At 61.1% G+C, this 26,001-nt stretch carries 18 protein-coding genes, 2 tRNA genes and 2 rRNA genes; 18 read left to right on the forward strand and 4 right to left on the reverse strand.

Features of this window, described 5'->3' with window-relative positions; translation table 11 throughout:
- Positions 1-109 precede the first annotated feature (109 nt).
- From QUE41_RS01470 to QUE41_RS01490, 5 genes are all read left to right on the forward strand, one after another.
- A 23S ribosomal RNA gene (locus QUE41_RS01470) occupies positions 110-2,995 on the forward strand.
- A gap of 91 nt (positions 2,996-3,086) precedes the next feature.
- A 5S ribosomal RNA gene (rrf, locus tag QUE41_RS01475) occupies positions 3,087-3,201 on the forward strand.
- A gap of 61 nt (positions 3,202-3,262) precedes the next feature.
- Positions 3,263-3,338 (forward strand) — tRNA-Thr (locus tag QUE41_RS01480).
- 60 nt (positions 3,339-3,398) lie between these two features.
- Positions 3,399-3,474, forward strand: a tRNA-Thr gene (locus tag QUE41_RS01485).
- Positions 3,475-3,606: 132 nt separating this feature from the next.
- The gene (locus QUE41_RS01490; protein WP_286341212.1) at positions 3,607-4,908 is read left to right on the forward strand and encodes a CinA family nicotinamide mononucleotide deamidase-related protein; all 1,302 of its coding nucleotides are present in this window, start codon (positions 3,607-3,609) and stop codon (positions 4,906-4,908) included.
- Here QUE41_RS01490 and QUE41_RS01495 read toward each other — a convergent pair.
- The 3 genes from QUE41_RS01495 to argE all read right to left on the reverse strand — a co-directional run bounded on the left by QUE41_RS01495 (position 4,905) and on the right by argE (position 9,412).
- Entirely contained in the window at positions 4,905-5,465 is a 561-nt protein-coding gene (locus QUE41_RS01495) for a YceB family lipoprotein (RefSeq protein WP_286341213.1), read from the reverse strand. The two genes, QUE41_RS01490 and QUE41_RS01495, sit on opposite strands and share 4 nt — an antisense overlap.
- A 44-nt stretch (positions 5,466-5,509) precedes the next feature.
- On the reverse strand, positions 5,510-8,152 hold the full coding sequence (ppc, locus tag QUE41_RS01500; protein WP_286341214.1) for a phosphoenolpyruvate carboxylase: 2,643 nt from the start codon (positions 8,150-8,152) through the stop codon (positions 5,510-5,512).
- Positions 8,153-8,251: 99 nt separating this feature from the next.
- On the reverse strand, positions 8,252-9,412 hold the full coding sequence (gene argE / locus QUE41_RS01505) for an acetylornithine deacetylase (protein WP_286341215.1): 1,161 nt from the start codon (positions 9,410-9,412) through the stop codon (positions 8,252-8,254).
- Between the two features lie 205 nt (positions 9,413-9,617).
- Here argE and argC point away from each other — a divergent pair, with 205 nt between their 5' ends.
- The 5 genes from argC to argH are packed head-to-tail and all read left to right on the forward strand — an operon-like array spanning position 9,618 to position 15,412.
- On the forward strand, positions 9,618-10,625 hold the full coding sequence (argC, locus tag QUE41_RS01510) for an N-acetyl-gamma-glutamyl-phosphate reductase (protein WP_286341216.1): 1,008 nt from the start codon (positions 9,618-9,620) through the stop codon (positions 10,623-10,625).
- Positions 10,622-11,401 carry an acetylglutamate kinase gene (argB, locus tag QUE41_RS01515; protein WP_286341217.1) on the forward strand — a complete coding sequence of 260 codons (780 nt, stop codon included), beginning with the start codon at positions 10,622-10,624 and terminating at the stop codon, positions 11,399-11,401. Before argC ends, argB begins: the two co-directional genes overlap by 4 nt.
- Position 11,402: 1 nt before the next feature.
- Complete coding sequence (locus QUE41_RS01520; protein ID WP_286341218.1) at positions 11,403-12,305, forward strand: ornithine carbamoyltransferase; 903 nt, start codon at positions 11,403-11,405, stop codon at positions 12,303-12,305.
- A gap of 10 nt (positions 12,306-12,315) precedes the next feature.
- Entirely contained in the window at positions 12,316-13,524 is a 1,209-nt protein-coding gene (locus tag QUE41_RS01525) for an argininosuccinate synthase (protein ID WP_286341219.1), read from the forward strand.
- Between the two features lies 1 nt (position 13,525).
- On the forward strand, positions 13,526-15,412 hold the full coding sequence (gene argH, locus QUE41_RS01530; protein ID WP_286341220.1) for an argininosuccinate lyase: 1,887 nt from the start codon (positions 13,526-13,528) through the stop codon (positions 15,410-15,412).
- Between the two features lie 69 nt (positions 15,413-15,481).
- Here argH and QUE41_RS01535 read toward each other — a convergent pair whose 3' ends face one another.
- Complete coding sequence (locus QUE41_RS01535) at positions 15,482-18,043, reverse strand: penicillin-binding protein 1A (protein ID WP_502875926.1); 2,562 nt, start codon at positions 18,041-18,043, stop codon at positions 15,482-15,484.
- A gap of 163 nt (positions 18,044-18,206) precedes the next feature.
- Between QUE41_RS01535 and pilM the strand changes: the two genes are divergently transcribed.
- The 8 genes from pilM to QUE41_RS01575 all read left to right on the forward strand — a co-directional run bounded on the left by pilM (position 18,207) and on the right by QUE41_RS01575 (position 25,978).
- A complete protein-coding gene (gene pilM / locus QUE41_RS01540) occupies positions 18,207-19,100 on the forward strand; it encodes a type IV pilus biogenesis protein PilM (protein ID WP_286341222.1) in 894 nt (297 codons plus the stop codon).
- Positions 19,097-19,648 (forward strand): PilN domain-containing protein, encoded by a 552-nt coding sequence (locus QUE41_RS01545; RefSeq protein ID WP_286341223.1) that lies wholly within the window; start codon positions 19,097-19,099, stop codon positions 19,646-19,648. Before pilM ends, QUE41_RS01545 begins: the two co-directional genes overlap by 4 nt.
- Entirely contained in the window at positions 19,645-20,232 is a 588-nt protein-coding gene (locus tag QUE41_RS01550; protein ID WP_286341224.1) for a type IV pilus inner membrane component PilO, read from the forward strand. The genes QUE41_RS01545 and QUE41_RS01550 overlap by 4 nt, the downstream gene beginning before the upstream one ends.
- Positions 20,229-20,750, forward strand: a complete 522-nt coding sequence (locus QUE41_RS01555; protein ID WP_286341225.1) for a pilus assembly protein PilP — start codon at positions 20,229-20,231, stop codon at positions 20,748-20,750. Before QUE41_RS01550 ends, QUE41_RS01555 begins: the two co-directional genes overlap by 4 nt.
- Positions 20,747-22,747, forward strand: a complete 2,001-nt coding sequence (locus tag QUE41_RS01560; RefSeq protein WP_286341226.1) for a type IV pilus secretin PilQ — start codon at positions 20,747-20,749, stop codon at positions 22,745-22,747. The genes QUE41_RS01555 and QUE41_RS01560 overlap by 4 nt, the downstream gene beginning before the upstream one ends.
- A gap of 147 nt (positions 22,748-22,894) precedes the next feature.
- A complete protein-coding gene (gene aroK, locus QUE41_RS01565; protein WP_028109656.1) occupies positions 22,895-23,410 on the forward strand; it encodes a shikimate kinase AroK in 516 nt (171 codons plus the stop codon).
- Between the two features lie 23 nt (positions 23,411-23,433).
- Positions 23,434-24,516, forward strand: coding sequence for a 3-dehydroquinate synthase (gene aroB, locus QUE41_RS01570; protein ID WP_286341227.1), 1,083 nt, complete (start codon positions 23,434-23,436; stop codon positions 24,514-24,516).
- Positions 24,509-25,978, forward strand: a complete 1,470-nt coding sequence (locus tag QUE41_RS01575; RefSeq protein WP_286341228.1) for an AAA family ATPase — start codon at positions 24,509-24,511, stop codon at positions 25,976-25,978. The genes aroB and QUE41_RS01575 overlap by 8 nt, the downstream gene beginning before the upstream one ends.
- Positions 25,979-26,001 lie beyond the last annotated feature (23 nt).

Consider the following 26,001-nt stretch of genomic DNA (forward strand, 5'->3'; position numbering starts at 1 on the left):
GATAATTTCTCGAGATATTTGCAATTTTTGCAAGTGCCTTGAATATCTGGCGATAGATTAACGTATTGGTTGTGAAGCAATACGATTCCAAGACTTATTGGGGTTGTATGGTTAAGCGACTAAGCGTACACGGTGGATGCCTAGGCAGTCAGAGGCGATGAAGGACGTACTAACTTGCGATAAGCGGTGATGAGGCAGTAAGAGCCATTTGAGTCACCGATTTCCGAATGGGGAAACCCGGCCGCATAAGCGGTCACTGTGCACTGAATACATAGGTGTACAGAGCGAACCAGGGGAACTGAAACATCTAAGTACCCTGAGGAAAAGAAATCAATTGAGATTCCCTAAGTAGCGGCGAGCGAACGGGGATTAGCCCTTAAGCACAGAGGGTGTTAGTGGAAGCTTCTGGAAAGTAGCGCGATACAGGGTGATAGCCCCGTACACGAAAACTAACTTTGTGTGAAATCGAGTAGGACGGGACACGTGATATCTTGTCTGAACATGGGGGGACCATCCTCCAAGGCTAAATACTCCTGACTGACCGATAGTGAACCAGTACCGTGAGGGAAAGGCGAAAAGAACCCCTGTGAGGGGAGTGAAATAGAACCTGAAACCGTGTACGTACAAGCAGTGGGAGCCCTTCGGGGTGACTGCGTACCTTTTGTATAATGGGTCAGCGACTTACATTTTGTAGCGAGGTTAACCGAATAGGGGAGCCGTAGGGAAACCGAGTCTTAACTGGGCGAATGAGTTGCAAGGTGTAGACCCGAAACCCGGTGATCTACCCATGGGCAGGTTGAAGGTTGGGTAACACCAACTGGAGGACCGAACCGACTAATGTTGCAAAATTAGCGGATGACTTGTGGGTAGGGGTGAAAGGCCAATCAAACCGGGAGATAGCTGGTTCTCCTCGAAAGCTATTTAGGTAGCGCCTCGTATCTCACCATTGGGGGTAGAGCACTGTTAAGGCTAGGGGGTCATCCCGACTTACCAACCCTTTGCAAACTCCGAATACCAATGAGTGCAATTACGGGAGACACACGGCGGGTGCTAACGTCCGTCGTGGAGAGGGAAACAACCCAGACCGCCAGCTAAGGTCCCAAAGTTCTAGTTAAGTGGGAAACGATGTGGAAAGGCTCAGACAGCCAGGATGTTGGCTTAGAAGCAGCCATCATTTAAAGAAAGCGTAATAGCTCACTGGTCGAGTCGGTCTGCGCGGAAGATGTAACGGGGCTAAACTAGACACCGAAGCTGCGGATGCACACTTGTGTGCATGGTAGAGGAGCGTTCTGTAAGCGGTTGAAGGTGTGTCGAGAGGCATGCTGGACGTATCAGAAGTGCGAATGCTGACATGAGTAACGTTAAAGCGGGTGAAAAACCCGCTCGCCGGAAGACCAAGGGTTCCTGTCCAACGTTAATCGGGGCAGGGTGAGTCGACCCCTAAGGCGAGGCCGAAAGGCGTAGTCGATGGGAAACGGGTTAATATTCCCGTACTTCTTCTTACTGCGATGGAGTGACGGAGAAGGCTAGGCCAGCGCACTATCGGATGTGCGTTTAAGGTTGTAGGCGGTGTGTTTAGGCAAATCCGGACACACATTACGCTGAGAGCTGATGACGAGGTGCTACGGCACTGAAGTGGTTGATGCCATGCTTCCAGGAAAAACTTCTAAGCTTCAGGTAAGAAGGAATCGTACCCCAAACCAACACTGGTGGTCAGGTAGAGAATACCAAGGCGCTTGAGAGAACTCGGGTGAAGGAACTAGGCAAAATGGTACCGTAACTTCGGGAGAAGGTACGCTGCTGACGGTGATGGGACTTGCTCCCTAAGCTGTCGGCAGTCGCAGATACCAGGTGGCTGCAACTGTTTATCAAAAACACAGCACTGTGCAAACACGTAAGTGGACGTATACGGTGTGACGCCTGCCCGGTGCCGGAAGGTTAATTGATGGGGTTATTCTTCGGAAGAAGCTCTTGATCGAAGCCCCGGTAAACGGCGGCCGTAACTATAACGGTCCTAAGGTAGCGAAATTCCTTGTCGGGTAAGTTCCGACCTGCACGAATGGCGTAATGATGGCCACGCTGTCTCCACCCGAGACTCAGTGAAATTGAATTTGCGGTGAAGATGCCGTATACCCGCGGCTAGACGGAAAGACCCCGTGAACCTTTACTACAGCTTGGCACTGAACATTGACCCTACATGTGTAGGATAGGTGGGAGGCTTTGAAGCGTTGTCGCTAGATGATGTGGAGCCGTCCTTGAAATACCACCCTTGTAGTGTTGATGTTCTAACCTGGGCCCCTGAATCGGGGTTAGGGACAGTGCCTGGTGGGTAGTTTGACTGGGGCGGTCTCCTCCCAAAGAGTAACGGAGGAGCACGAAGGTTGGCTAAGTATGGTCGGACATCATACGGTTAGTGCAATGGCATAAGCCAGCTTAACTGCGAGACAGACACGTCGAGCAGGTACGAAAGTAGGTCATAGTGATCCGGTGGTTCTGCATGGAAGGGCCATCGCTCAACGGATAAAAGGTACTCCGGGGATAACAGGCTGATACCGCCCAAGAGTTCATATCGACGGCGGTGTTTGGCACCTCGATGTCGGCTCATCACATCCTGGGGCTGAAGTCGGTCCCAAGGGTATGGCTGTTCGCCATTTAAAGTGGTACGCGAGCTGGGTTCAGAACGTCGTGAGACAGTTCGGTCCCTATCTGCCGTGGGCGTTTGAGAATTGAGAGGGGCTGCTCCTAGTACGAGAGGACCGGAGTGGACGAACCTCTGGTGTTCCGGTTGTCACGCCAGTGGCATTGCCGGGTAGCTAAGTTCGGAATCGATAACCGCTGAAAGCATCTAAGCGGGAAGCGAGCCTCAAGATGAGTTCTCACTAGACCTTTAAGGTCTCTAAAGGGCCGTCCAAGACTAGGACGTTGATAGGCAGGGTGTGTAAGCGTTGTGAGGCGTTGAGCTAACCTGTACTAATGACCCGTGAGGCTTAACCATACAACACCCAATGGGTTTTGATATCCCAGATATAGAAAGCGCTTGCGAGAATGCAAACGAGAAACAGCTTGTGCGAATTGTTCCAAATTCGTCTGACGACCATAGCGCTGTGGTCCCACCTGATCCCATGCCGAACTCAGCAGTGAAACACAGTAGCGCCGATGGTAGTGTGGGAGTTCCCATGTGAGAGTAGGTCATCGTCAGGCACCAATTCCTTGATGTGAGAGTGCCAATCAGGTTCTTGCGTCAGGCACCAAATATCAGTGTGCTGATATAGCTCAGTTGGTAGAGCGCACCCTTGGTAAGGGTGAGGTCCCCAGTTCGACTCTGGGTATTAGCACCATTTATACGGAACCCCGGCTCTACCGGGGTTTTCCATATCCGCATTGCGGACAACGAGTTTGCTGATATAGCTCAGTTGGTAGAGCGCACCCTTGGTAAGGGTGAGGTCCCCAGTTCGACTCTGGGTATTAGCACCAGATTAAGCCCCGACCGAAAGGTCGGGGCTTTTTTGGTTTTATAGCCTTATCTTTCTGAAAATTAAGAACGCCTTCCCAGCTATTGCCATCCCCCTGCCGCTGCTCTAGTGTGAGTCTCACAAGGAGGAGCCTATGAAGATTGAGATGATCTGCACCGGTGAAGAGGTGCTGTCCGGTCAAATTGTCGACACCAACGCCGCCTGGGTGGCCAACACTCTGATGGAGAGTGGCTATGAACTCAGTCGTAAGACTACGGTGGGAGACAGGCTGGAGGATCTGGTGGGGGCCTTTAAAGAGAGTGCTGCCCGGGCGGATCTGGTGATCGTCAATGGCGGTCTGGGGCCCACCAGTGATGATTTGAGCGCTGAAGCCGCCGCTCAGGCTCTGGGAGAGCCGCTGGTGATGTTCGATCAATGGCGCACCGTGATGGAGCAGATGTTTGCCGCCCGTGGCCGAACCATGACCTCGAGCAATTTGAAGCAGGCGATGTTGCCGGCATCGGCGGTGGTGGTGGACAACCCTGTGGGTACCGCCTGCGGCTTCAGAGTGAAGCTCGACGGTGCTTGGCTGTTCTTTACCCCAGGTGTCCCCCATGAGCTGTTCCGCATGGTGCAGGAGCAACTGCTGCCTTTCCTGGTCGACCTTGACCCGCTCAATGGTGGATCGGTGAAGGTACATAAACTGCTGACCCTGGGTCAGGCGGAATCCGCCATGGCCAATGACATCGATGATCTCTCCTTGCCTTGTCCTGAGGGGGTGACCATAGGTTACCGGGCGTCCATGCCCCATATCGAAGTGAAACTGTTCCACCGGACAAGGGTGGACGAAGCCCAGTGGCAGGCTTACCTGACCGAGGTGAAATCCGCACTGGGTGACTCCCTGGTGGGGGAGAACCAGAAGAGCATGGGGGAGATCGTCCACAGCCTGCTGGTGGAGCGCGGAGAGACCCTGGCTCTGGCCGAGTCCTGTACCGGCGGCATGGTGGCGGATCAGCTGGTGACTCTGGCGGGAAGTTCGGCTTATCTGCTGGGCTCCCTGGTGACCTACAGCAACAGCGCCAAGCAGTCTCAATGTGGCGTTCAGGCCGAGACTCTTGAGCAGTTCGGTGCGGTCTCTCTGGAGACGGTGACGGAGATGGCCCAGGGCGCCCGACGGGCGCTGGGCAGTGATTTCGGAGTCAGCATCAGTGGCATCGCCGGCCCTGACGGGGGCACAGAGGAGAAGCCGGTTGGCACCGTGTGTTTCTGTGTCTGCAGTGACCAGGGCCACTGGAGCCAGACCCTGGCATTCGGCAGTGGCGCCAACCGCTCCCGCACTCTGGTGCGTAAGCTGTCATCGGCGGTGGCTCTGGATATGCTCAGGCGCCACATTCTGGGACTGGAGCCTGTTGCCGACTACCCCTTCCTGAAACGGGTCGAATCCAGAGCCGGCTAGTTGCCGGTTCCATCCAGATGGAAGCGGATGATGCCGGGCTCTATGGTGATCTCCCGGCCAAAGCGGCCCAGAATATCCTGGGCCCAGTCATCTTCGTCCAGGGTATAGATAGGCTGGCTGGCCAGGAACAGCTGTACCGCTGCCAGGCTCTCCTTCCCCAACCGCTCCAGGGGCAGAGTCAGGTCATCCGGGTCCGCTTTGACCTCCACCAGGGTCAGATCCCTCAGGTAGATCCCCCGGTCTTCCGGGCGATACCAGGGGGTGGCCGCCAAGGTGGCGGTCAGTGAGGCCCTCAGTGGCAGCAAGGGGGTGCGGATGACAAACTCCGACAGGGTGGTCACCCGAACCTGCCCCTGGTTGTGCCTTCCAATCTCTACGTCGATGCGGTTGAGGTTCACCTCGGTATCCAGTACCGGGATCGGGGAGTGGCGCTCCTCGATGGTGAGCTTGTCCTGGAGGTAGCCCTCCACCTCCTTTTCATCCAGGGTATAGCTGGTGGCGCAGCCGCCCAAAGTCAGAAGCAGTCCCATTACCAGGGCGCCTTGCAGTTGCCTCATGGTTTTCTCCCATAAAAAAAGCGGGCCGCAGCCCGCTTGTTCCTTTACCCGGTGTTGCGCATGCCGGCAGCGATGCCGGCGATGGTGACCATCAGGGCCTGCTTAATGTCATCCAGTTCCTCCTCCTTGCCCCGGCAGCGGCGCAGCAGCTCCGCCTGCAGGAAGTTCAGGGGATCGATATAGGGATGGCGCAGTTCAACGGATTCCCGGTTCCAGGGGGTGTGCTCCATCAGGGTCTGTTCCTGGGTCAGCTGCAGCACGGTGCGAATGTCCTGCTCCAGCTGGCTGCGCAGCTTGTTGCCCAAGCCATGGAGTTCCTGGGGTACCAGCACTCGGTCGTAATAGGCGGCCAGGTGAGGCTCCGCCTTGGCGTACACCATCTCCAGCATGGAGAGGCGGGTGCGGAAGAAGGGCCAGGACTGGAACATGGCGGTCAGAGTCGGTTGCTCTCCGGCGTCGATCGCTTCCTTGAGGCCGGCACCGGCGCCCAGCCAGGCGGGCAACATCAGCCGGTTCTGAGTCCAGGCAAAGATCCACGGGATGGCGCGCAGAGATTCCACACCGCCGTCGGCGCGGCGTTTGGCGGGACGGCTGCCCAGGGGCAGATCCGCCAGCTCCTGCTCCGGTGTGGCGGCACGGAAGTAGGGCACAAACTGGGGCTCTTCCCGCACGATGCTTCGATAGGCGGTCACTGAGGTGTCGGCGATGCGGTCCATCAGATCACGCCAGGACTGCTTGGGCTGTGGTGGGGGCAGCAGGGTGGCTTCCAGCACCGCAGAGGTGTAGAGAGCCAAGCTCTGTACCGCCACCTTGGGCAGACCGAACTTGAAGCGGATCATCTCACCCTGCTCGGTGACTCGCAGACGGCCGTCTACTGAGCCCGGAGGCTGAGACAGGATCGCTTCGTGAGCGGGACCGCCACCACGGCCGATGCTGCCGCCGCGACCGTGGAACAGGGTCAGGGCGACGTTGGCCTGTTTGCACACCTCGACCAGGGATTCCTGGGCGCGGTACTGAGCCCAGGAGGCGGCCATCACGCCGGCGTCCTTGGCGGAGTCGGAGTAGCCGATCATCACCTGCTGTTTGCCGCGGATGTATCCCAGGTACCAGTCGATGGCCAGCAGTTGCTCGACGCAGGTGGCGGCGTTTTGCAGGTCGTCCAGGGTTTCGAACAGGGGCACGATGGGCATGGCAAACTGGCAGCCACACTCCTTGAGCAGCAGGGCCACCGCTAAAACGTCTGAGGGGGCACTGGCCATGGAGATGACGTAGGAGCCCAGGGCTTCAGGGTGCTGCTGGGCGATCAGCTTGCAGGTGTCCAGCACCTCCTTGGTGTCCTCGGTCGGTGACCAGCTGCTGGGCAGCAGCGGACGACGGTTGGCCAGCTCTCTGAGCAGGAAGGCTTGTTTCTCCTCCTCCTGCCAGTGCTCGTAATCTCCCAGTCCCAGATAGCGGGTGATCTCCGCCAGGGCGCTGGTGTGGCGGGCGGAGTCCTGGCGGATATCCAGGCGGATCAGGCCGACGCCGAAGCAGTGCAGACGACGCAGGGTGTCCAGCAGCAGGCCGTTGGCGATCAGACGCATCCGGCACTGCAGCAGGCTGTCGTAGATAAGTTGCAGAGGCTCGAGCAGCTCTGCCTTACTGGTGATCTTCTGCTCCGGCTCCAGGTAGGGAGGATAACCGTCGAGGCAGGCGTGCACCTCTTCCAGATTGATGATCAGCTTGTCTCTCAGCTGCCTCAGCGCAACCCGGTAGGGTTCGTTGGTGTCCCCTGCCAGCGCCCGCAGCTCTTCGGAGCACTCCTCCATGGAGAGCTCGCTGATGAGGGTCTTAACGTCGGCCAGGTACAGGTTCAGGGCGATTTTGCGATTCTTCAGCAATACCCTGGAGGTGACCTTGGCGGTGACATTGGGGTTGCCGTCGCGGTCACCGCCCATCCAGCTGGAGAATTTCACCGGTACGGTGTCCGGCGGCAGTTGCACGCCGGCATGGGCTTCCAGGCGGTCGTTTACCTGACGCAGGAAGTCGGGCACGGCTTGCCACAGGCTGTCCTCGACGGCAGCCCAGCCCCAGCTCGCCTCATCCTCTGGGGTGGGGCGCTGGGTACGAATCTCGTTGGTGTGCCAGATCTGGGCGATCAGCTGGCGCAGGCGAAGTCGCTGCTGCTGAAGCTCCCGCTCGCTGAGTTGGGGGTTTTCCAGTTCGGCCAGACACTCGATGATGGCACTGTATTTGGTGATCAGGGTACGACGGGTCACCTCTGTGGGGTGAGCGGTCAGCACCAGGTCGATCTCCAGACGGCCCAGTTCTTCCAGCAGCTTCTCAGGTTCCAGCTGGGCCTTGCCGTTGAGCAGTCGGCCCAACAACATGTCTACCGGGTCGGGTACGCACACCAGCTGGTCGCAATTGCGGGAGATGGTGTGGAACTGCTCCGCCAGGTTGGCCAGGTTCAGAAACTGGTTGAAGGCACGAACAAAGGGAACAAGCTCTTGATCGCTCAGTTGATCCAATAGCTCCAGCATCTTATGACGCGCACCGGGTTCGCGTTTTCTGGAGGCCTTGGAGAGCTGACGAATGGTCTCCACTTTATCGACGAAACCCTCACCCAAATGGTCGCCGATGGTCTCCCCCAGCAACTGTCCCAACATGCTGATGTTGGCCTTGAGTGGTGCGTTGATGTCGCTCATGGTGATGTTTCCCCTCTGCATAAATACCGCACTGCAATCGATCAAAGTATCACGAATGACCGGACTCAGATAGTCCGGTCAGTGAGATTAAACAGTCGTTTACTCCCCGGATAAGCAAAATTTATTAATGAAGTGGCCGAGCAACCTGGGTGTTGAGGTGAGATATTCCATGGATAGATATTCATCGGGCTGGTGGGCCTGCTCGATGCTTCCCGGCCCCAGCACCAGGGTCTGGCAGCCCAGTTGATTGATGTAGGGTGCCTCGGTGGCGTAGTTCACCGCACGGGCCTCTTCACCGCACAGCTGGCCAGCCAGCTTGAGCAGGGTGTCCTCCCCCCGATAGGCGAAGGCCTCGGAGCCGGGGTAGAGATGGCTGAGGCTGACGGCGCCCGGGTAGCGATCGGTCACCGGCTTGAGCGCCTGACTCAGCAGCAGTTCAAGCTGCTCCAGGCTCATCCCCGGCAGGGGACGCAGATCCAGGTTGAGGCTGCAGCAGCCACAGATGCGGTTCACCGCATCGCCGCCGTGGATGTGCCCCAGGTTGAGAGTGGGGTAGGGCACCGAGAACTCCTCTTGACGGAAACTTTGTGCCAGAGTCTGTTTCAATTGGATGAGCTGGCTGATCACCAGATTCATCACCTCGATGGCGTTGAGCCCCTTGTCCGGATCCGAGGAGTGGCCGCTGCGGCCGGTGACCCGAATCCCCAGGGCCGCGTGCCCCTTGTGCATGTGCACCGGCTTAAGGCCTGTGGGTTCACCTATCAGGGCGTAGTCTGGCGAGATACCGGCGCCGGCGGCAAAGGCCTTGGCCCCGGCCATGGTGGTCTCTTCGTCGGCGGTGGCCAGTATATAGAGGGGACGGGTGAGCTTGCTCAGGTCCACAGAGACCGCGGCTTCCAGCACCAGGGCAAAGAAGCCCTTCATGTCACAGGTGCCCAGGCCATACCAACGGTTGTCCTTCTCCTCCAGGGTGAAGGGATCACGACTCCAGCGGCCCTCATCAAAGGGCACGGTGTCGGTGTGGCCTGCCAACAGCAGTCCGCCGGGCAGGTTGGGGCCGATGCGCGCCAGCAGGTTGGCTTTGCCCGGTTGGTCCGGCAGGGGCAGCACCTCACATTGAAATCCCAGTTGGCTGAACCAGCCGTGCAGCAGCTCAATGACCGGCAGGTTGCTCTGGTCCCATTTGTCGTCCAGAGCGCTGATGGAGGGCGTGGCGATCAGTTGCTGGAATCTCTGCTTCAGTTCTGGAATCTTTTTCATAATTAATAATTCAAAAAGGTTGCATAACTATGTTGAGGTGGTAGTCTATCAAGGTCGCAGCCGTTAGACGATAGCCAAGGTTATGAAAATTCAAATCAGGACAGTACATACCCACCTCCTACGACGACGATAAATCCACATCGTCGCCACCCCTGCTGGCGCCTCTTCGCTACCCTTATATTTGCTAGTTAACGGACACAACCTCATGACCACTATAGCCGTAATCGGCGCCACCGGGTATGCCGGTGCCACCCTGGCCAAACTGATTGCCCTGTCGCCAGCCCTGACCCTGGGCGGCCTCTATGTTTCTGAAAACAGCCTGGATGCGGGCAAACCTCTGAGTCAGCTCTATCCAGAGATGCTGGGTCTGGTGGACGATGTCGTCCAGGGACTGGGGGCCGAGGCCCTGGCGGTTCTGGCCAGTCAGTGTGATGGCGTCGCCCTGGCCACCGAACACCTGGTGTCGGCCTCCCTGGTGCCACAGCTGCTGCAGGCGGGCCTGTCGGTGTTCGATCTCTCTGGCGGCCACAGGTTTAAAGACGCCAGCGTCTATCCCAGCTACTACGGTTTCGAGCACCCTCATCCTCAGCTGCTGCTGGAGGCGGAGTACGGACTGGTGGACTGGTACCCCCATACCCTTAAGGGCAGCAAGCTTATCGCCGTTCCCGGTTGCTACCCCACCGCTTCATTGCTGGGACTCAAGCCGTTGAAGCAGTCCGGCTTGTTGCAGGAGTCCTCCATGCCGGTGATCAACGCCGTCAGTGGCGTCAGTGGCGCAGGCCGCAAGGCTCAGCTCAATACCCACCTGTGTGAAGTGAGCCTGACCCCTTACGGTGTACTGAGCCACAGGCATCAGCCGGAGATTGAGACCTACCTGGGGCAGCAGGTGGTGTTCACCCCTCACCTGGGGAATTTCAAACGGGGCATTCTGGCCACCATCACCTGTCAGGTGAAACCGGGTACCACCGAGGAGGAGGTTGCCCAAGCCTTTGAGATCTATCAGGGCAGCGACAAGGTGAAACTGCTGCCCGCCGGCAGCTGGCCTAAAATCGATGATGTGGCCGGCAGTGATCGTTGCCTGCTGGCTTGGAAGCTGGATCCTCTGCGCAACGTCCTGGTGGTGGCCAGTGCCATCGATAACCTGATGAAAGGGGCTGCCAGTCAGGCCCTGGAGTGCATAAACATTCATTTTGGTCATGAGGTGTATTCATGAAGTTGATGGTGATCAAGGTAGGGGGCGCCCTACTGGAGTGTGATAAGGGGATGACCCGGCTGTTTGACACCCTGACCAAGCTGACCGCCCAAGGCTGGCAGCCGGTGCTGGTGCACGGCGGCGGCGTGCTGGTGGAGCAGCAACTGAGTGCCAATGGCATGGTGTCCACCAAGCATCAGGGGCTGCGAGTCACACCGGAGGAGCAGATGCCCATCGTCGCCGGCGCCCTGGCGGGCATCGCCAACACCAAGCTGGTGGCGGCAGCCAAGGCCTCCGGACTGACCCCTGTGGGGCTGACCCTGGGAGACGGTGACATGGTGACCGCTCAGGTACTGGATCCCCAGCTGGGATTCGTGGGCCAGGTGGTGCCCAAGAGTGATGCCCTGCTGTCGGCGCTGCTGACCTGCGGCATGTTGCCCATCATCAGCTCCATTGCCGCGGATGACCATGGTCAGTTGCTTAACGTCAACGCCGACCAGGCGGCCACCGCCATCTGTCAGCTGCTGAAGGCGCCGCTGACCCTGCTCTCCGATGTGTCCGGCGTGCTGGATGGCAAGGGGCAGCTGATCCCGGAGCTGACCCCGGAACTGGCCCAGGAACTGGTGCGCAGTGGCGTCATCGAGGGCGGCATGAAGGTCAAGGTGGAGGCAGCCCAGGCGGCGGCCCAGACCATTAATAACAAGGTGACGGTGGCCAGCTGGCGTCATCCGGAGCAGCTGGCAGGCCTGGTGGATGGCCACAGCGTCGGCACTCAGATCTATCCAAAAGGAGCATAGGATGCAGCATCTGTTAACTCTGAAACACTGGAGCAGCGCCCAGATTGAGGCGGTGCTGGAGAAGGCCCTGACCCTGAAGGCGGACTACACCCCTCACCATGAGGCCCTCAAGGGCAAGAGTGTGGCGACCCTGTTTGAGAAGCCCTCCCTGCGTACCCGGGTCAGCTTCGACGTGGGGATCAACAAGCTGGGTGGCCATGCGGTCTACCTGGATCAGCAAAACGGTGCCCTGGGTCAGCGGGAGTCGGTGAAGGACTTCGCCCAGAATCTGTCCCGTTGGTGTGACGCCATCGTCGCCCGGGTGTTTGATCATGGCACCCTGGAAGAGCTGGCGGCCCACGCCACTGTGCCTGTGGTGAACTCCCTGTGCAATCTGTACCACCCCTGCCAGGCGATGGCTGACATGCTGACCCTGAAGGAGCAGTACGGCTCCCTCAAGGGTAAAACCCTGGCCTATGTCGGCGATGGCAACAACGTCACCCACTCGCTGATGATCATCAGCGCCAAACTGGGGGTGAATATGGTGGTGGTCTGCCCTCCGGGCCACTTTCCGGATGGTCAGCAGGTGGTGGAGGCCCAGGCCCTGGCGGCGGAGCACGGCACCACACTGACCCTGAGCAGCGATCTGGCGGCCCTGAAGGGGGTGGATGCCATCTACGCCGACACCTGGATCTCCATGGGGGACAGCACCCCCATCGAGCAGATCAAAGCCAAGTTCGCCCCCTATCAGGTGAACGCCAAGATGATGGCCGACAGTGGCGCAAGCTATTTCCTTCACTGTCAGCCAGCCCACCGCGAGGTGGAAGTGACTTCAGAGGTGATGGATTCGGAACAATCCCTGGTGATGGACCAGGCGGAGAACCGGATGCATGCCCAAAACGCCATACTTCTGACCCTAATTTGAGGACACCCCTATGACAACCATTAAAAAAGTCGTGCTGGCCTATTCCGGCGGCCTGGACACCTCCGCCATCATCCCCTACCTGAAGGAGCAGTATGACTGCGAAGTGGTCGCCTTCGTGGCTGATGTGGGCCAGGGGGCCGAGGAGCTGGAAGGGGTTGAGGAGAAGGCCCTGGCCTCCGGTGCCTCCAGCTGCCACGTGGTGGACCTCAAAGATGAGTTTGTGGCCGACTACATCAACCCCATTCTCAAGACCGGCGCCCTGTATGAGGGCACCTACCTGCTGGGTACCGCCATGGCCCGCCCCATCATCGCCAAGGCCCAGGTGGAGCTGGCACTGCAGGTGGGGGCCGACGCGGTGTCCCACGGCTGTACCGGTAAGGGTAACGACCAGGTGCGCTTCGAGTCCACCTACGCCGCCCTGGCACCTCAGCTGAAGGTGATCGCCCCCTGGCGCGACTGGACCATGAAGTCCCGGACCGATCTGCTGAACTACCTGGCCAGCAAGAACATCCCCACTACCGCCAGCGCCGAGAAGATCTACAGCCGCGACGCCAACTGTTGGCACATCTCCCACGAAGGTGGCGAGCTGGAGGATCCCGCCTGCGAGCCCACCGAGCAGGTGTGGACCTGGAGTGTCTCCCCGGAGCAGGCGCCGGACCAGGCCGAGTACGTCACCCTGGCGTTTGAGGCCGGTGTGCTGACCCAGGTCAACGGCGAAGCAATGACCCCCTACAACGCCCTGGTGCTGCTGAATGAGCTGGGTGCCAAGAATGGCGTGGGCCGCATCGACATCGTCGAGAACCGGCTGGTGGGAATGAAGTCCCGTGGCTGCTATGAAACCCCAGGAGGCACTATTGTCAACGCCGCCCTGCGTGGACTGGAGACCCTGGTGCTGGACAAGTCCGCCTTTAAGTTCCGTGAGCAGGTGGGCCTGGAGTTCTCCCATGTCCTCTATGACGGTCGCTGGTTTACCCCGGTATCCAAGGCGCTGCTGGCGGCGGCCACCAGCCTGGCCGAGCCCCTGACCGGTGAGATCACCGTCAAGCTGTACAAGGGCCAGGCGGTGGTGGTGAAGCGGTCCAGCCCCAACAGCTTGTACTCAGAAGCCTTCTCCACTTTCGAGGAGGATGAGGTATACAACCAGAAGCATGCCGAAGGCTTTATCCGGTTGTTCTCCCTCTCCAGCCGGATCTCGGCCCTGCATAAGGAGCAAAACTGATATGGCGCTATGGGGTGGACGGTTCAGCGGCGCAGCAGACAGCCGCTTCAAGCAGTTTAATGACTCCCTGCCGGTGGATTACCGCCTGGTGCAGCAGGACATCACCGGGTCCATCGCCTGGGCCGGTGCCCTGGTGCAGGTGGGAGTGCTCGATGAGCTGGAGCACGGTCAGCTGATCCGTGCCCTGCACCAACTGGCACAGGAGGTGACCGATGAACAGATCCTGGCGTCCGGTGCCGAGGACATCCACAGCTTTGTGGAGCAACAGCTGATCGCCAAAGTGGGCGATCTGGGCAAGAAACTGCACACCGGCCGCTCCCGTAACGACCAGGTGGCGACGGATCTCAAGCTGTGGTGCAAGGACCAGGGTCAGGAGCTGATTGAAGCCCTGGTCAAGGCCCAGCAGCAGCTGCTGACCCTGGCGGAGCGGGAGGCGCAGACGGTGATCCCCGGTTACACCCACCTGCAACGGGCTCAGCCCATCACCTTCGGCCACTGGTGCCTCTGCTATGTGGAGATGCTGGAGCGGGACTTGACCCGGCTCAAGGACGCTCTGACCCGGCTGGACACCTGTCCCCTGGGCAGTGGCGCCCTGGCGGGCACCGCCTACCCGGTGGATCGCTTCGCCCTGGCGGCGGAGCTGGGCTTCCGTGGTCCGGTGACCAACAGCCTGGATGCGGTCTCCGACCGGGATCATGTGGTGGAGCTGTGCAGCGCCGCCGCCACCTCCATGATGCACCTGTCCCGGATGGCGGAGGATCTGATCTTCTACAACAGCGGAGAAGCGGGCTTCATCGAGCTGTCCGACGCGGTGACCTCAGGGTCTTCGCTGATGCCACAGAAGAAGAACCCGGATGCCCTGGAGCTGATCCGCGGTAAGGCGGGCCGGGTCTACGGCGCCCTGATGGGGATCCTGACCACCATGAAGGCCCTGCCCATGGCCTACAACAAGGACATGCAGGAGGACAAGGAGGGGCTGTTCGACGCCATCGACTCCTGGCTGATGTGCCTGGATATGCTGACCCTGGTGCTGGAGGGGGTAAAGGTCAACAGCCAGCGCACCCTGGCGGCGGCGCAGCAGGGCTACGCCAACGCCACCGAGCTGGCGGATTACCTGGTGGCCAAGGGGATCCCCTTCCGGGAAGCCCATCACATCGTGGGCGAAGTGGTGTTGGGCGCCATCGGCCAGGGCAAGGCCCTGGAGGATTTCACCCTGCAGGAGCTGCAGGAATACAGCGACACCATCGAGTCCGATGTCTACCAGCACCTGACCATCGAGGCGACCCTGGCCAAGCGGGAAGCCCTGGGGGGCACCTCCATCAAGCAGGTGCAGCAGGCCCTGGCGCTGCAGACGGTGTCTCAGATCGAGGTGCCGGCCATCGAGGAGGCCCTGGGGGCCAGCCAGCAGCGACTCAATGCCCACGTGGCGGAGATCCTCATGGTGCGCCCCGCCCGGCTCTCCGATGTGGACGCCATCACCGGCATCAACGATCACTGGGCCGAGAAGGGGGAGACCCTGCCGCGCAGCCGGGATCAGGTGCTCAGAGACATCCTCGACTTTGCCGTGGCGGAAACCGACGGCCAGGTGGTGGGGTGTGCGTCCCTCTACATCTACGAAACCGGCCTGGCGGAGATGCGCTCCCTGGGGGTCTCCAATGACCATCAGGGCCACGGTCAGGGCAAGGCCCTGGTGGATTACATGCTGCAACGGGCACGGGAGCTGGAGCTGCGGCGGGTGATTGTCCTCACCCGGGTGCCCAAGTTCTTCGCCAAGTCCGGCTTCCAGCTGACCGAGATGGAGAGCCTGCCGGAGAAGGTGATGAAGGACTGCGAGCTGTGTCCGCGCAAACACGCCTGCGACGAGGTGGCGATGGAGTACCTGTTCTAGCCGGGGAGCCCATCGTTGAAAACAGAAAGGGGACGCACATGCGTCCCCTTTTCTATGACTGAGTCCGAATCAGAACAACTCCTCGGTCTCCTGCTCAAACACCGGCTGTTCGCTCTGCTGAGACTCGGCGTACTCCGTCGGCTCGGTGCCGGCGATAAAGAACTCGAACATGGAGCTGTGGTCGTTGCGGCGGGACAGCTTGCCGCTGTCCAGATCGATGCGGGCGGTGACCACCCCTTCCGGCGGCGTGCGGCTCTCGCCGGGGACCCCCTCGAGGTAGTGATACATAAACTGGTTCCAGGCGGGGCCGGCGGTCTTGGCACCGGACTCGGCGCCGGTGATCTGGCCCCGGGGACCGTAGTTGTCCCAGGCGGTGCGACCCAGCTCGCGGCTGTGATCGTCGAAGCCCACCCAGGCGGTGGCAACGATGCCCGGGCCGTAACCTGAGAACCAGGTGTCCCTGGATTCGTTGGTGGTGCCGGTCTTGCCGCCGATGTCCCGGCGCTTGATCAGCTGAGATGCCCGCCAGGCGGTGCCGTTCCAGCCGGTGCCTTTGCTCCAGTCTCCGCCGCCCCAGACTACGCTGCGCAGGGTGTCCTTGATCAGGAAGGCCACCTGGGGCGAGAGGATCGCCGGCGCCAGTTGTCCCTCGGGGATGGGGCAGATCGCCGCCAGGCTGTTCTCCTCGAACTCGGTCTGTTGCGCCAGGGCCTTCTGACAGTCACCACAGGCGATCCTGGGCTGGGACTGATAGAGCACCTGGTCCAGGGCGGAGTCCACCCGCTCGATGATGTAGGGGTCCACCTTGAAGCCGCCATTGGCGAAGGTGGCAAAACCTCGCACCACCTCCAGCGGGGTGGCCACGGCGCTGCCCAGGGCCAGGGATTCATTGCGGGGCAGGTCGTTGCGGCTGAAGCCGAATTTCTGCAACTGGTCGATGGCGCCGTCGATGCCCACATGGCGCAGGGTGCGTACCGCCATCACGTTGACCGACTGACCCAGTCCCTTACGGACCCGGGTCGGGCCGGTGTAGACGTCCGGGGAGTTCTTCGGGCGCCAGGCGGTGCCCTGACTGCGGTCCCACTGGTTGATGGGGGCGTTGTTCACCAGGGTGGCCAGGGTGTAGCCGTTCTCCAGGGCCGCCGAGTAGATAAAGGGCTTGATGTTGGAGCCCAGCTGACGCTTGGCCTGGGTCACCCTGTTGTACTGGTTGTTGCGAAAATCATAGCCGCCCACCAGTGCCTGGATGGCGCCGGTGTCCGGGTGCATCGCCACCAGGGCGCTGCTCACCTCCGGCACCTGGGCCAGAGCCAGGTGGTCAGGCTCTTCTCTTACCCAGATCAGATCGCCGCGGCTGAGCACCTCGGCGGCGCCCTTGATGGCGGGTCCCTGACGGGTATCGCTGATGTACTCACGCGCCCAGTTCAGCCCCTCCCAGGGGATCAGCCTGTGCTGTCCGTCGCCGGTCATCACCCAGGCCTGTTTCTCCTCGACGCCGGTGACCACCGCAGGCAGCAGATCTTCCACCGGGGTGACGCTGGCCAGCTTCTCCAGGATCTGCTCCCGGGTCCAGGTGGGATCTTCAGTCACCTTGGTCTGAGGCTGGGCTTGTGCGCTCTCCGTGGGTTCGTCGTCTGCGGGGGCCTCGGGCATCTGCCACAGGGAGGCGATGGGGCCCCGGTAGCCGTGACGGCGGTCGTAGGCGTACAGGTTATCCCGCACGGACTGCTGAGCCATGCCCTGGGCCTTGGCGCTGATGGTGGTGTACACCTTGTAGCCGCCGGTGTAGGCCTCCTCTTCGCCGTAGCGCTGGACCATAAAGTCTCTCGCCATCTCGGCCACATAGGGGGCGCTCAGTTCGATCTCTGCACCATGGTAACGGGCGGAAACCGGCTCCAGGCGGGCCAGTTCATACTCCTCTTCGGTGATGGAGCCCACCTCCAGCATCCTGCCCAATACCACATTGCGGCGTTTGATGGCCCGCTGAGGGTTGCGGATGGGGTTGGCGGCGGATGGAGCCTGGGGCAGGCCGGCGATCATTGCCATCTGGGCCAGGTCCAGCTCACTGACTTCCTTGCCGTAGTACACCTGGGCGGCGGCACCGACCCCATAGGCGCGGTTCCCCAGGAAGCTGCGGTTGAGGTAGAGCTCGAGAATCTGCTCTTTGCTCAGCAGTTGCTCGATCTTCAGGGCCAGGAAGATCTCCTTCACCTTGCGGATGTAGGTCTTCTCGCGGGTCAGGAAGAAGTTACGGGCCACCTGCATGGTGATGGTACTGGCGCCCTGAGACTTGCGCCCTGTGGTGATCAGCACCACGGCGGCGCGGACCACGCCGATGGGGTCCACTCCCTTGTGCTCGAAGAAGCGGGCATCTTCGGTGGCCAGGATGGCGTCCACCAGCTGGGCGGGGACATCCTCATAGCGCACTGGAATGCGGCGCTTTTCACCAAACTGAGAGATCAGCTTGCCGTCGGCGCTGTAGATGCGCATCGGGGTTTGCAACTGCACCGTTTTCAGGCTGGCGACGTCAGGCAGGGTCGGCGCCACCCAGAAGTAGAGTCCGGCGATCCCCGCCACACCCAAGAGTCCACAAACCAGGAAAATCCAGAAAATACGCTTTAACCAGCTCACCAGCCACCTACATCAGGGTTAATTTAAGCCCACCAGTATAACGGCTCGGAGCCGATGCTCAAAAAACAACAGGAGGGAAAATCCGCACCCAAGCTCAAAAATTCGCCGCTGTGCTACGCTCAAAGTACGCAAACGGATTTGCGCAGCAACAGGATAAGCACGGATGTTTTCTCTGTTTTCCCGGTCGGCACCCTCACTGGTGGGGGTCGACATAGGATCCACACACCTTAAGGCGGTGATGCTGCAGCAGGATGACAGCGGCTATCGCCTCTCTCTGGCCCACGCCATCCCTATGGCAGCGGATGCCCCTCTGGCCGCCATGACTCAACTCGGTTCACTGTTGCCAAAGGGCGCGCACCGGGCGGCGGCGGCCGTCAGTGGCACCACGGTGATGACCAAGGTAATCACCATGGATGCCACCCTCTCTGACGAAGAGCTGGAAACCCAGATAGAGATTGAAGCGGATAGCCTGATCCCCTATCCCCTGGATGAGGTCAATCTGGATTTTGAGCCCGTGGCCAACGGGACCCGGGGAGGGCAGATGGAGGTGCTGCTCAGCGCCTGTCGCCGGGAGGATGTTCAGTCGCGGGTGGACGCCCTGGCGGCCGCGGGCCTGACCACCGAAGTGGTGGATGTGGAGGGATATGCCCTGGGCCGGGCCCAGGCCCTGCTGGAGAGTGATCAAAAGGGTGATCTGGCCCTGGTGGAGGTGGGCGCCTGCAAAAGCCTGCTGGCGATCAATCAGGATGGGGAGACCCGGTTTGTCCGTGAGGTCTCCCTGCCCAGGGGAGACACCGAGGAGCTGGCGCCCTGGGTGGATCAATTGGCGCAGCAACTGCAGCGCAGCATTCAGATTCATCTGGGGGGGGCAGAGGGACGCCGGGTGGCGCGAGTGGTGCTCTGCGGCCATCAGCCTGACACCCTGGCCCCCATGCTGCAGGAGCGCCTGGGGCTGCCCTGTGAATGCGCCAGGGTGAAATGCCAGGAAGGGCTGCAGCTGACTCAGCCGGCTCAGTTTCTGCTGGCGGCCGGGCTGGCGATGCGGGAGGCACCATGAGTCGCATCAACCTGCTGCCCTGGCGGGACACCCTGCGCCAGCGCCAGAAACGCCATTACCTGATGGTTTTGGCCCTGGTGGCCGGCGGGGCGGCGTCCCTGGTGTTTGTGATTCACCTGCTGGTCACGGTGCAGGTGGAGGCGCAACTGGCCAGGAACCATTACCTGCAGCAGGAGATCGCCCGGGTTGAAGCGCGAATCCGGCAGATGAGTGAGATTGAGCAGCGCAAGAGAGAGCTGAACCAGAGGATGGGACTGATCGTGCAACTGCAGCAGGAGCGCAACCTGCCGGTTCATCTGCTCAATGAATTGCATCGGGTGGTGGTGCCCGGGGTGATGCTGACCCGGCTGCGCCTGGAGGGGGGACAGCTGAGCCTGTCCGGCTACTGCGAGTCCAACAATCAGCTGGCGGAGCTGCTGAGAAGAATGGAGGCCTCCCCCTGGCTGATTCGCCCCCGGGTGCAGCGGGTTCAGGCGGCGGACCAGCAGGCGGTGCGCCGCCACAGCTTCGAGCTGACCCTGGCGATGAAGCGGGAGGTGTCGGGATGACCCTGGAGGAGCTGAGGTACCTGGACCTTGAGGGAATAGGTCAGTGGCCGCGCCAGGTGAAATGGGCGGTGGCCCTGATTCTGGCCCTGGTGGTGGGTGGCCTGGGGGGCCACTTCCTGGTGGGGGAGGATCTCAGTCGGCTGCGGGCTGAGCAGCAGCAGGAGCAGCAGCTCAAACAGGTCTTCAGAGACAAGTTTCAGTTCTCCGCCCACCTGGAGCGGCATCAGCAGCAGCTGGTGCAGACTCAGCTGGCCCTGGAGGAGATGCTGGGGATGCTGCCCAAAGAGGATGAGATGCCCGGGCTGTTGGATGACATCACCTACCTGGCCACCAAGACCGACCTGAGGATCCTCAGCATAGGCTGGTTGCCAGAGCAGCCCGGCGAGCTTTACGTCACCCTGCCGCTCAAGGTGGAGCTGTCTGGCCACTACCCCCAGTTTGGTGAATTTGCCGCCAGCCTGGCGGCCCTGCCGAGGATCGTCAACCTGCAGGATCTCTCTCTGAGTCGCGGGGAGTCCGAACTGGCCATCGAACTGGTGGCGCGAACCTACAGGCTGGCGCCGGATTCCGGGGAGGGGCAATGAGGAGTGTGATGCTGCTTTGCCTGGGGCTGCTGGCGGGCTGCGGCGGCGACCTGGCCGATCTGCAAGCCTACGTGAGTCATGTCCAGGCCAATCCGCCCCCCTATCGGGGGCAGTCCCCGGCCCTGCCCAGTTTTCACCGGGTCGGCTATGAGCCTGGGGAGAGGGCCAGCCCCTTCGTGGATGCGGCCCGCACCAGTGCCGAAGCCAGAGCAGGTCGCCCCGGTTGCCTGGGACCTGTGCCCGGTCCCGTGCCTCCCCTGGCCAGGGTGGCGCTGGACTCGCTGTCGATGCGCGGCACCCTGATGGAGGATGAGCGGCGCTGGGCCCTGATTCAGAGCAGTGATGGCCGGATTCACAGGGTCAGGGTCGGAGACCGGCTGGGACTGTTTGGGGGACGGGTGGACCGCATTGGCTCGGAGAGCATCGAGCTGACCGAGCGGGTCGAGCAGGGAATGGGATGCTATGTGGAGCGGCAGGCCAGTCTGAGCCTGCCTCTGCCTGAGGGAGAGAGTCTATGAGTCGAGCGGGTGTCTGGCTGATGGGGTTGTGGCTGCTGGTGTTGCCTGTGCAGGGGGCGGAGTTGCTGGAGGTGCGGGTGTCTGACCTGCCGGGAAGCCGGTTGTCGCTGCATCTGGTGTTTGACCAGCCGGGGCCGGCCCCTCAGATAGTGCAGTCTGATGAGGGGGCCACCCTCAGCCTGTGGTTTCCCCAGAGCCGGACCCAGCTGGCCTCCCAGCAGATTCCGGTGGCGGCCCCTGAGGTCACCTCCCTGACCGCCCGCAATGAGGGGGAGGGGGTGATGGTGACCCTGGCGCTGGACCGCAGTGGTCCCTATCGGGGCCAGTGGCAGGGCAGTGATTACCTGATCACCTTTGCCGACCGCTCCATGGTGGCCGCGGCCCTGAAGCAGGAGACGGCGCAGGCACTGCCCCTGGCCAGGGTGGAATCGGTCCGGTTCCATCCCCGAGGAAAGGGCGGGGACCTTGTTTTCAGCCTGGATCGCCCTGCCGGCAAGGCGCAGCTGGCTCAGCAGCCCGGTCGCCTTGCCATTACCCTGCCTCACAGCCAGCTCCCCCCCCGGGAGCAGCGGGTGATGGACCTGTCGGAACTGGGTACCCTGGTGCGCAGTTTCGAGACCTTCAGTGAGCCGATGCAGACCCGGGTGGTGGTGCAGCTGGATGGGGACCTGAGCAGCAGTGAGCAGCGCCGGGGCAATCAGCTGGTGCTGTCTCTGACGCCGAAAACCCCTGTTAAGGCCCCTCAGGGATTCCGGGGGGACCGCATCTCCCTCAATTTTCAGGATGTGCCTGTGCGCAGCGTGCTGCAGATCCTGGCGGAGCATAAGCAGCTCAACTTGGTCACCAGCGATTCGGTGGACGGCAATCTGACCCTGAGGCTGGATTCTGTGCCCTGGGATCAGGCCCTGGCCCTGGTGCTCAAGGTGCGGAGCCTGGCCAGCCGCCGTGAGGGCAATGTGTTGCTGGTGGCCCCGCGGGAGGAGCTGGCGGCTCAGAAGCAGGCGGAGCTGCAATTGCAGCAGGAGGCTCAGCAGCTGGCGCCGCTGATCTCCCGTCACTACAAGATCAACTACGCCAAAGCCGACGACATTGCCAACCTGCTTCGGGGTGAGTCGGGCAGCAACCGCCTGCTCAGTGACCGTGGTTCCGCCACCGTGGATGAGCGCACCAACATCCTGCTGCTGCAGGATGCGCCCAGGCGCCTGGCCGAAGTGGAAGCCCTGATTCAGGTGCTGGATGTGCCGGTACGTCAGGTGGTGATCGAGTCGCGGATGGTCAATGTCCGGGACAACGTGGACAGCGAACTGGGGATCCGCTGGGGGGTCTCCTCCGGTCAGAGCGACGGTTCGGTGTCCGGCTCCATCGAAGGCAACGACAGCATTCGCCAGGGGGTGATGCCGGCCATCGGCGATCGCCTCAACATCAATCTGCCCGCGGTGAGCAGCAACGCCTCCAGCTTCGCCTTTCAGGTGGCCAACCTGGGGGATGAGTTCATCCTGGATCTGGAGCTGTCGGCCCTGGAGGCGGAGGACAAGGGGGAGATCATCGCCAGCCCGCGGCTGACCACTTCCAATCAGTACACCGCCTTCATCGAGCAGGGGGAGGAGATCCCTTACGAGGAGAGTACCTCCAGTGGCGCCACCTCCATCGCCTTCAAGAAAGCGGTGCTCAGCCTGACGGTAACGCCCAGGATCACTTCCGACGACAAGGTGGTGCTGGACCTGCTGGTCACCCAGGATACCCGGGGGCGGGAGAGCTCCAGCGGCGAAGTGGGGATCAACACCCAGAGGATCTCCACCCAGGTGCTGGCCAAGAATGGCGAAACCGTGGTGCTTGGGGGAATTTTTCAGCAACAGGAGCTGAAGACGGTGAGCAAGGTTCCTGTGCTGGGAGACATCCCCTACGCGGGCTGGTTGTTCCGCAATACCCGCAATACCGCCATCAAGTCAGAGCTGCTGATTTTCGTCACTCCGAGGATAGTAGTGGAGAGCTTTTAACCTGAGCCACCACCATAGCGGGCACCTCTATTGCCTTCACCGGGCCTTCCTTGCGATAATCGTCCACCAAATTTATGTCACAGTGGTGTTTTAAAGCCATCTGCTGATGGTCGACTAATTGAAGATTTGAGTATTTAGACGTAGAAAATGGCTGAAAAAAGAAACATTTTCCTTGTGGGACCCATGGGTGCAGGCAAGAGTACTATTGGCCGTCACCTGGCCGGAATGCTGCATCTGGACTTCTATGACTCCGATCAGGAGATCGAGGCACGCAGTGGCGCCGACATCGCCTGGGTGTTTGATGTGGAAGGCGAAGAGGGCTTCCGTGTCCGTGAAGCTCGCGTAATCGAAGAGCTGACCGAGAAGCAGGGCATCGTCCTGGCGACCGGTGGTGGCTCAGTAAACAGTAAGGAAATCCGCAACCGTCTGTCGGCCCGTGGTATTGTGGTCTATCTGGAGACCACCATCGACAAGCAGGTTGCCCGTACCCAGCGTGATAAGCGCCGTCCTCTGCTGCAGGTGGACGATCCACGTCAGGTGCTGGAAGATCTGGCGGAAGAGCGCAACCCCCTGTATCAGGAGATTGCCGACATCGTTATCCGCACCGATGACCAGAGTGCCAAGGTGGTGGCCAGCCAGATCGTAGAGAAGCTCGGCTTCTAAGGTTTGCTTATTTCGGGGGATGCATGGAACAGATTCAGGTTGACCTGGGGGCGCGCAGCTACCCCATTATGATCGCCGAGGGGGTGCTGACTCAGCCCGCCCTGTTCCAGCCCTACGTCGAAGGCCGCCGCCTGCTGGTGGTCAGCAACGATGTGGTGGGCCCCCTGTACCTTTCTGCCCTGACCCAGACCCTGGGTCAGGCCGGTGCCCAGGTGGAGTCTCTGGTGCTGCCCGATGGTGAGCAGCACAAGAATCTGGAGCATCTGAACGCCATCTTTACCCGTCTGCTTGAGGCCAACTTTGGCCGGGACACCTTGTTGGTGGCCCTGGGGGGCGGTGTGATTGGCGATATGGTGGGCTTTGCCGCCGCCTGTTATCAGCGCGGTGTGCCCTTCCTGCAGGTGCCCACCACCCTGTTGTCCCAGGTGGATTCCTCGGTCGGTGGCAAAACCGCCATCAACCACCCCCTTGCCAAGAACATGATTGGTGCCTTCCACCAGCCCCAGGCGGTATTCATCGATACCCGGTGCCTGGCCACTTTGCCGGCGCGGGAGTTTGCTGCCGGAATGGCGGAGGTGATCAAGTACGGCATCATCTGGGATAAACCCTTCTTCGAAGAGCTGGAGCAGAATGTGGACGCCTTGCGCGCCCTGGCGCCGGCTCAGATTGCCCGCATCATCGCTCGCTGCTGTGAAGTCAAAGCCGAGGTGGTAGCCGAGGATGAGACCGAGCGCGGGGTGCGTGCCCTGCTCAACCTGGGACACACCTTTGGTCACGCCATCGAAGCGGATCAGGGCTATGGCGTCTGGCTGCACGGCGAGGCGGTGGCCGCCGGCACCGTAATGGCGGCCAGGCTGGCCCACCGCCGCCATCAGATGAGCGCCGAAGAGCTGGACCGCATCGTCGCCATCCATCAGGCCTATGGCTTGCCGGTGGCCCCTCCTGCTGAGATGACCCTGGAGCGTTTCCTGGCCCCGATGCAGAAGGACAAGAAGGTGGTGGCCGGTACCTTGAGATTCGTTTTGCCCCGCCATATTGGCGAGGCGGAGCTGGTGGCGGACGTGACCCGGGACGAACTGGCCGCCCTTATCGCCGCCGATGAGTGATACCGCCCCCTCCCTGCTTCCCAGCCAACAGGTGCTGCTGGAGCGACTGAAGTACCTGATTGAGTATGGTGATCACGCCATCCTGCTTCATGGCAAGCCGGGTGTGGGTAAGAGCACCCTGGCTCAGGCGTTGCTGGGCATCAGCGAAGGCTTCAATCAGGGGATGGTGCTCTGTCCCGCCCAGGCGGACCCCGCTCAGCTTAGGGTGGACATTCTGCATCAGTTGTTCACCGATCCCCTGTTTGATCCCCATGAGCCGTTGATCGACAGCTTCGAGCGTCTGCTGAAGGAGAGCGAGCAGCGGCTGTTGCTGGTGATCGATGACGCCCATAGCCTGCCCCAGGTGATCCTGGCGGAACTGCTGGCGATGCTGCTGGAGCAGGGGGAGCGCAGCTGGCGACTGACCCTGATCCTGGTCTCCCGGCCCAAGCTGGTGCAACACCTGCTGGCGGAGCTGCCGACCGAGTGTCAGCAGCATCTGCTGCCGGTCACCATCGAGCCCCTTTCCCTCAGTGAACAGAAACAGCTCTACCGGGCCTTGACCGCCGATCGTCCCCTGTCCCGCTTTATCAATCAGCTGGGCATCGAACCTTTGCTGCAGAGATCCGATGGCTCCGCTCAGGCGGTGGTGGATCTGGTGACGGGCAAGGGGGAGGAGACGCCGGCCAGGGCCGGGCTGCTGCGTCACCGAGCGTTGATTTTTGCCCTGCTGGGTGTGGTGGCTGCCCTGGCGGTGTGGATCGCCGTGGATCCCCTCGGCCCTGAGCCGCAGCAGGATTCCCAGGGGCGCTCCGACAGTGTGCGTCTGGTGGACGTGGCCCCAGGGCTGACAGAGTCGGAACCGGCACAGTCGCAGGAGAGGGTTGAGGCCCAGGCTGATGCGCCGCAGGATAATGGCGAGGAGTTGGGATTGGCCGGCGAGTGGCAGGCGATCAACACCCCTCAGCCCAAGCCGGAGGCCAAACCCGAGGATCCTCTGCTACAGTCTGCCCGGGAGGGACTGGCGGATCTGGAACAGCAGCTGGCGGCCAAACAGGCGGCGGATACTCCGGCGCCCGAGCCGGCGCAACCTCAGGCAGAAGCCCCGGAGCCTCAGCCAGAGCGCAAAACCCGAACGGTGCCTGAAGCCAAGCCAGTGCCCCTGTCAGAGCAGCCTCTGATGGCGCGCCCCGGTGACAGTTACACCCTGCAGCTGGCGGTCTACTCCTACCCCAACCTGGCGGCTCAGTATCTGAAGCAGCTGCCTCTGAAGCAGGGCCTGGCCCTCTACGTCAACAACCGCCAGCCCCGTCCCTGGCATGTGGTGGTCTACGGCGGTTTTGAGACCAAGGCGGCGGCCCAGGCGGCGGTGTCCACCCTGCCGGAAGCGCTTCGAAACAACAGTCCCTATGTCAAACCGATGCAAGACGTGCAAAAGGAGTTGGTAGAGCAACTCGATTTAGCTGCGTTTTTATCGGAGTGACGGTAGAATCCTATCTTTTCCAC

Origin of the sequence: Ferrimonas sp. YFM (genome assembly GCF_030296015.1) — a bacterium.
GTDB lineage: Bacteria > Pseudomonadota > Gammaproteobacteria > Enterobacterales > Shewanellaceae > Ferrimonas.

What these genes read in the sequence shown, in the direction of transcription:
- ppc (WP_286341214.1), bottom strand. Translation starts at nt 8,152, where the DNA reads ATGAGCGACATCAACGCACCACTCAAGGCCAACATCAGCATGTTGGGA.
- QUE41_RS01520 (WP_286341218.1), top strand. Translation starts at nt 11,403, where the DNA reads ATGCAGCATCTGTTAACTCTGAAACACTGGAGCAGCGCCCAGATTGAG.
- QUE41_RS01495 (WP_286341213.1), bottom strand. Translation starts at nt 5,465, where the DNA reads ATGAGGCAACTGCAAGGCGCCCTGGTAATGGGACTGCTTCTGACTTTG.
- argC (WP_286341216.1), top strand. Translation starts at nt 9,618, where the DNA reads ATGACCACTATAGCCGTAATCGGCGCCACCGGGTATGCCGGTGCCACC.
- aroB (WP_286341227.1), top strand. Translation starts at nt 23,434, where the DNA reads ATGGAACAGATTCAGGTTGACCTGGGGGCGCGCAGCTACCCCATTATG.
- argE (WP_286341215.1), bottom strand. Translation starts at nt 9,412, where the DNA reads ATGAAAAAGATTCCAGAACTGAAGCAGAGATTCCAGCAACTGATCGCC.
- QUE41_RS01575 (WP_286341228.1), top strand. Translation starts at nt 24,509, where the DNA reads ATGAGTGATACCGCCCCCTCCCTGCTTCCCAGCCAACAGGTGCTGCTG.
- QUE41_RS01490 (WP_286341212.1), top strand. Translation starts at nt 3,607, where the DNA reads ATGAAGATTGAGATGATCTGCACCGGTGAAGAGGTGCTGTCCGGTCAA.
- QUE41_RS01555 (WP_286341225.1), top strand. Translation starts at nt 20,229, where the DNA reads ATGAGGAGTGTGATGCTGCTTTGCCTGGGGCTGCTGGCGGGCTGCGGC.
- pilM (WP_286341222.1), top strand. Translation starts at nt 18,207, where the DNA reads ATGTTTTCTCTGTTTTCCCGGTCGGCACCCTCACTGGTGGGGGTCGAC.
- QUE41_RS01560 (WP_286341226.1), top strand. Translation starts at nt 20,747, where the DNA reads ATGAGTCGAGCGGGTGTCTGGCTGATGGGGTTGTGGCTGCTGGTGTTG.
- aroK (WP_028109656.1), top strand. Translation starts at nt 22,895, where the DNA reads ATGGCTGAAAAAAGAAACATTTTCCTTGTGGGACCCATGGGTGCAGGC.
- argB (WP_286341217.1), top strand. Translation starts at nt 10,622, where the DNA reads ATGAAGTTGATGGTGATCAAGGTAGGGGGCGCCCTACTGGAGTGTGAT.
- QUE41_RS01545 (WP_286341223.1), top strand. Translation starts at nt 19,097, where the DNA reads ATGAGTCGCATCAACCTGCTGCCCTGGCGGGACACCCTGCGCCAGCGC.
- QUE41_RS01550 (WP_286341224.1), top strand. Translation starts at nt 19,645, where the DNA reads ATGACCCTGGAGGAGCTGAGGTACCTGGACCTTGAGGGAATAGGTCAG.
- argH (WP_286341220.1), top strand. Translation starts at nt 13,526, where the DNA reads ATGGCGCTATGGGGTGGACGGTTCAGCGGCGCAGCAGACAGCCGCTTC.
- QUE41_RS01525 (WP_286341219.1), top strand. Translation starts at nt 12,316, where the DNA reads ATGACAACCATTAAAAAAGTCGTGCTGGCCTATTCCGGCGGCCTGGAC.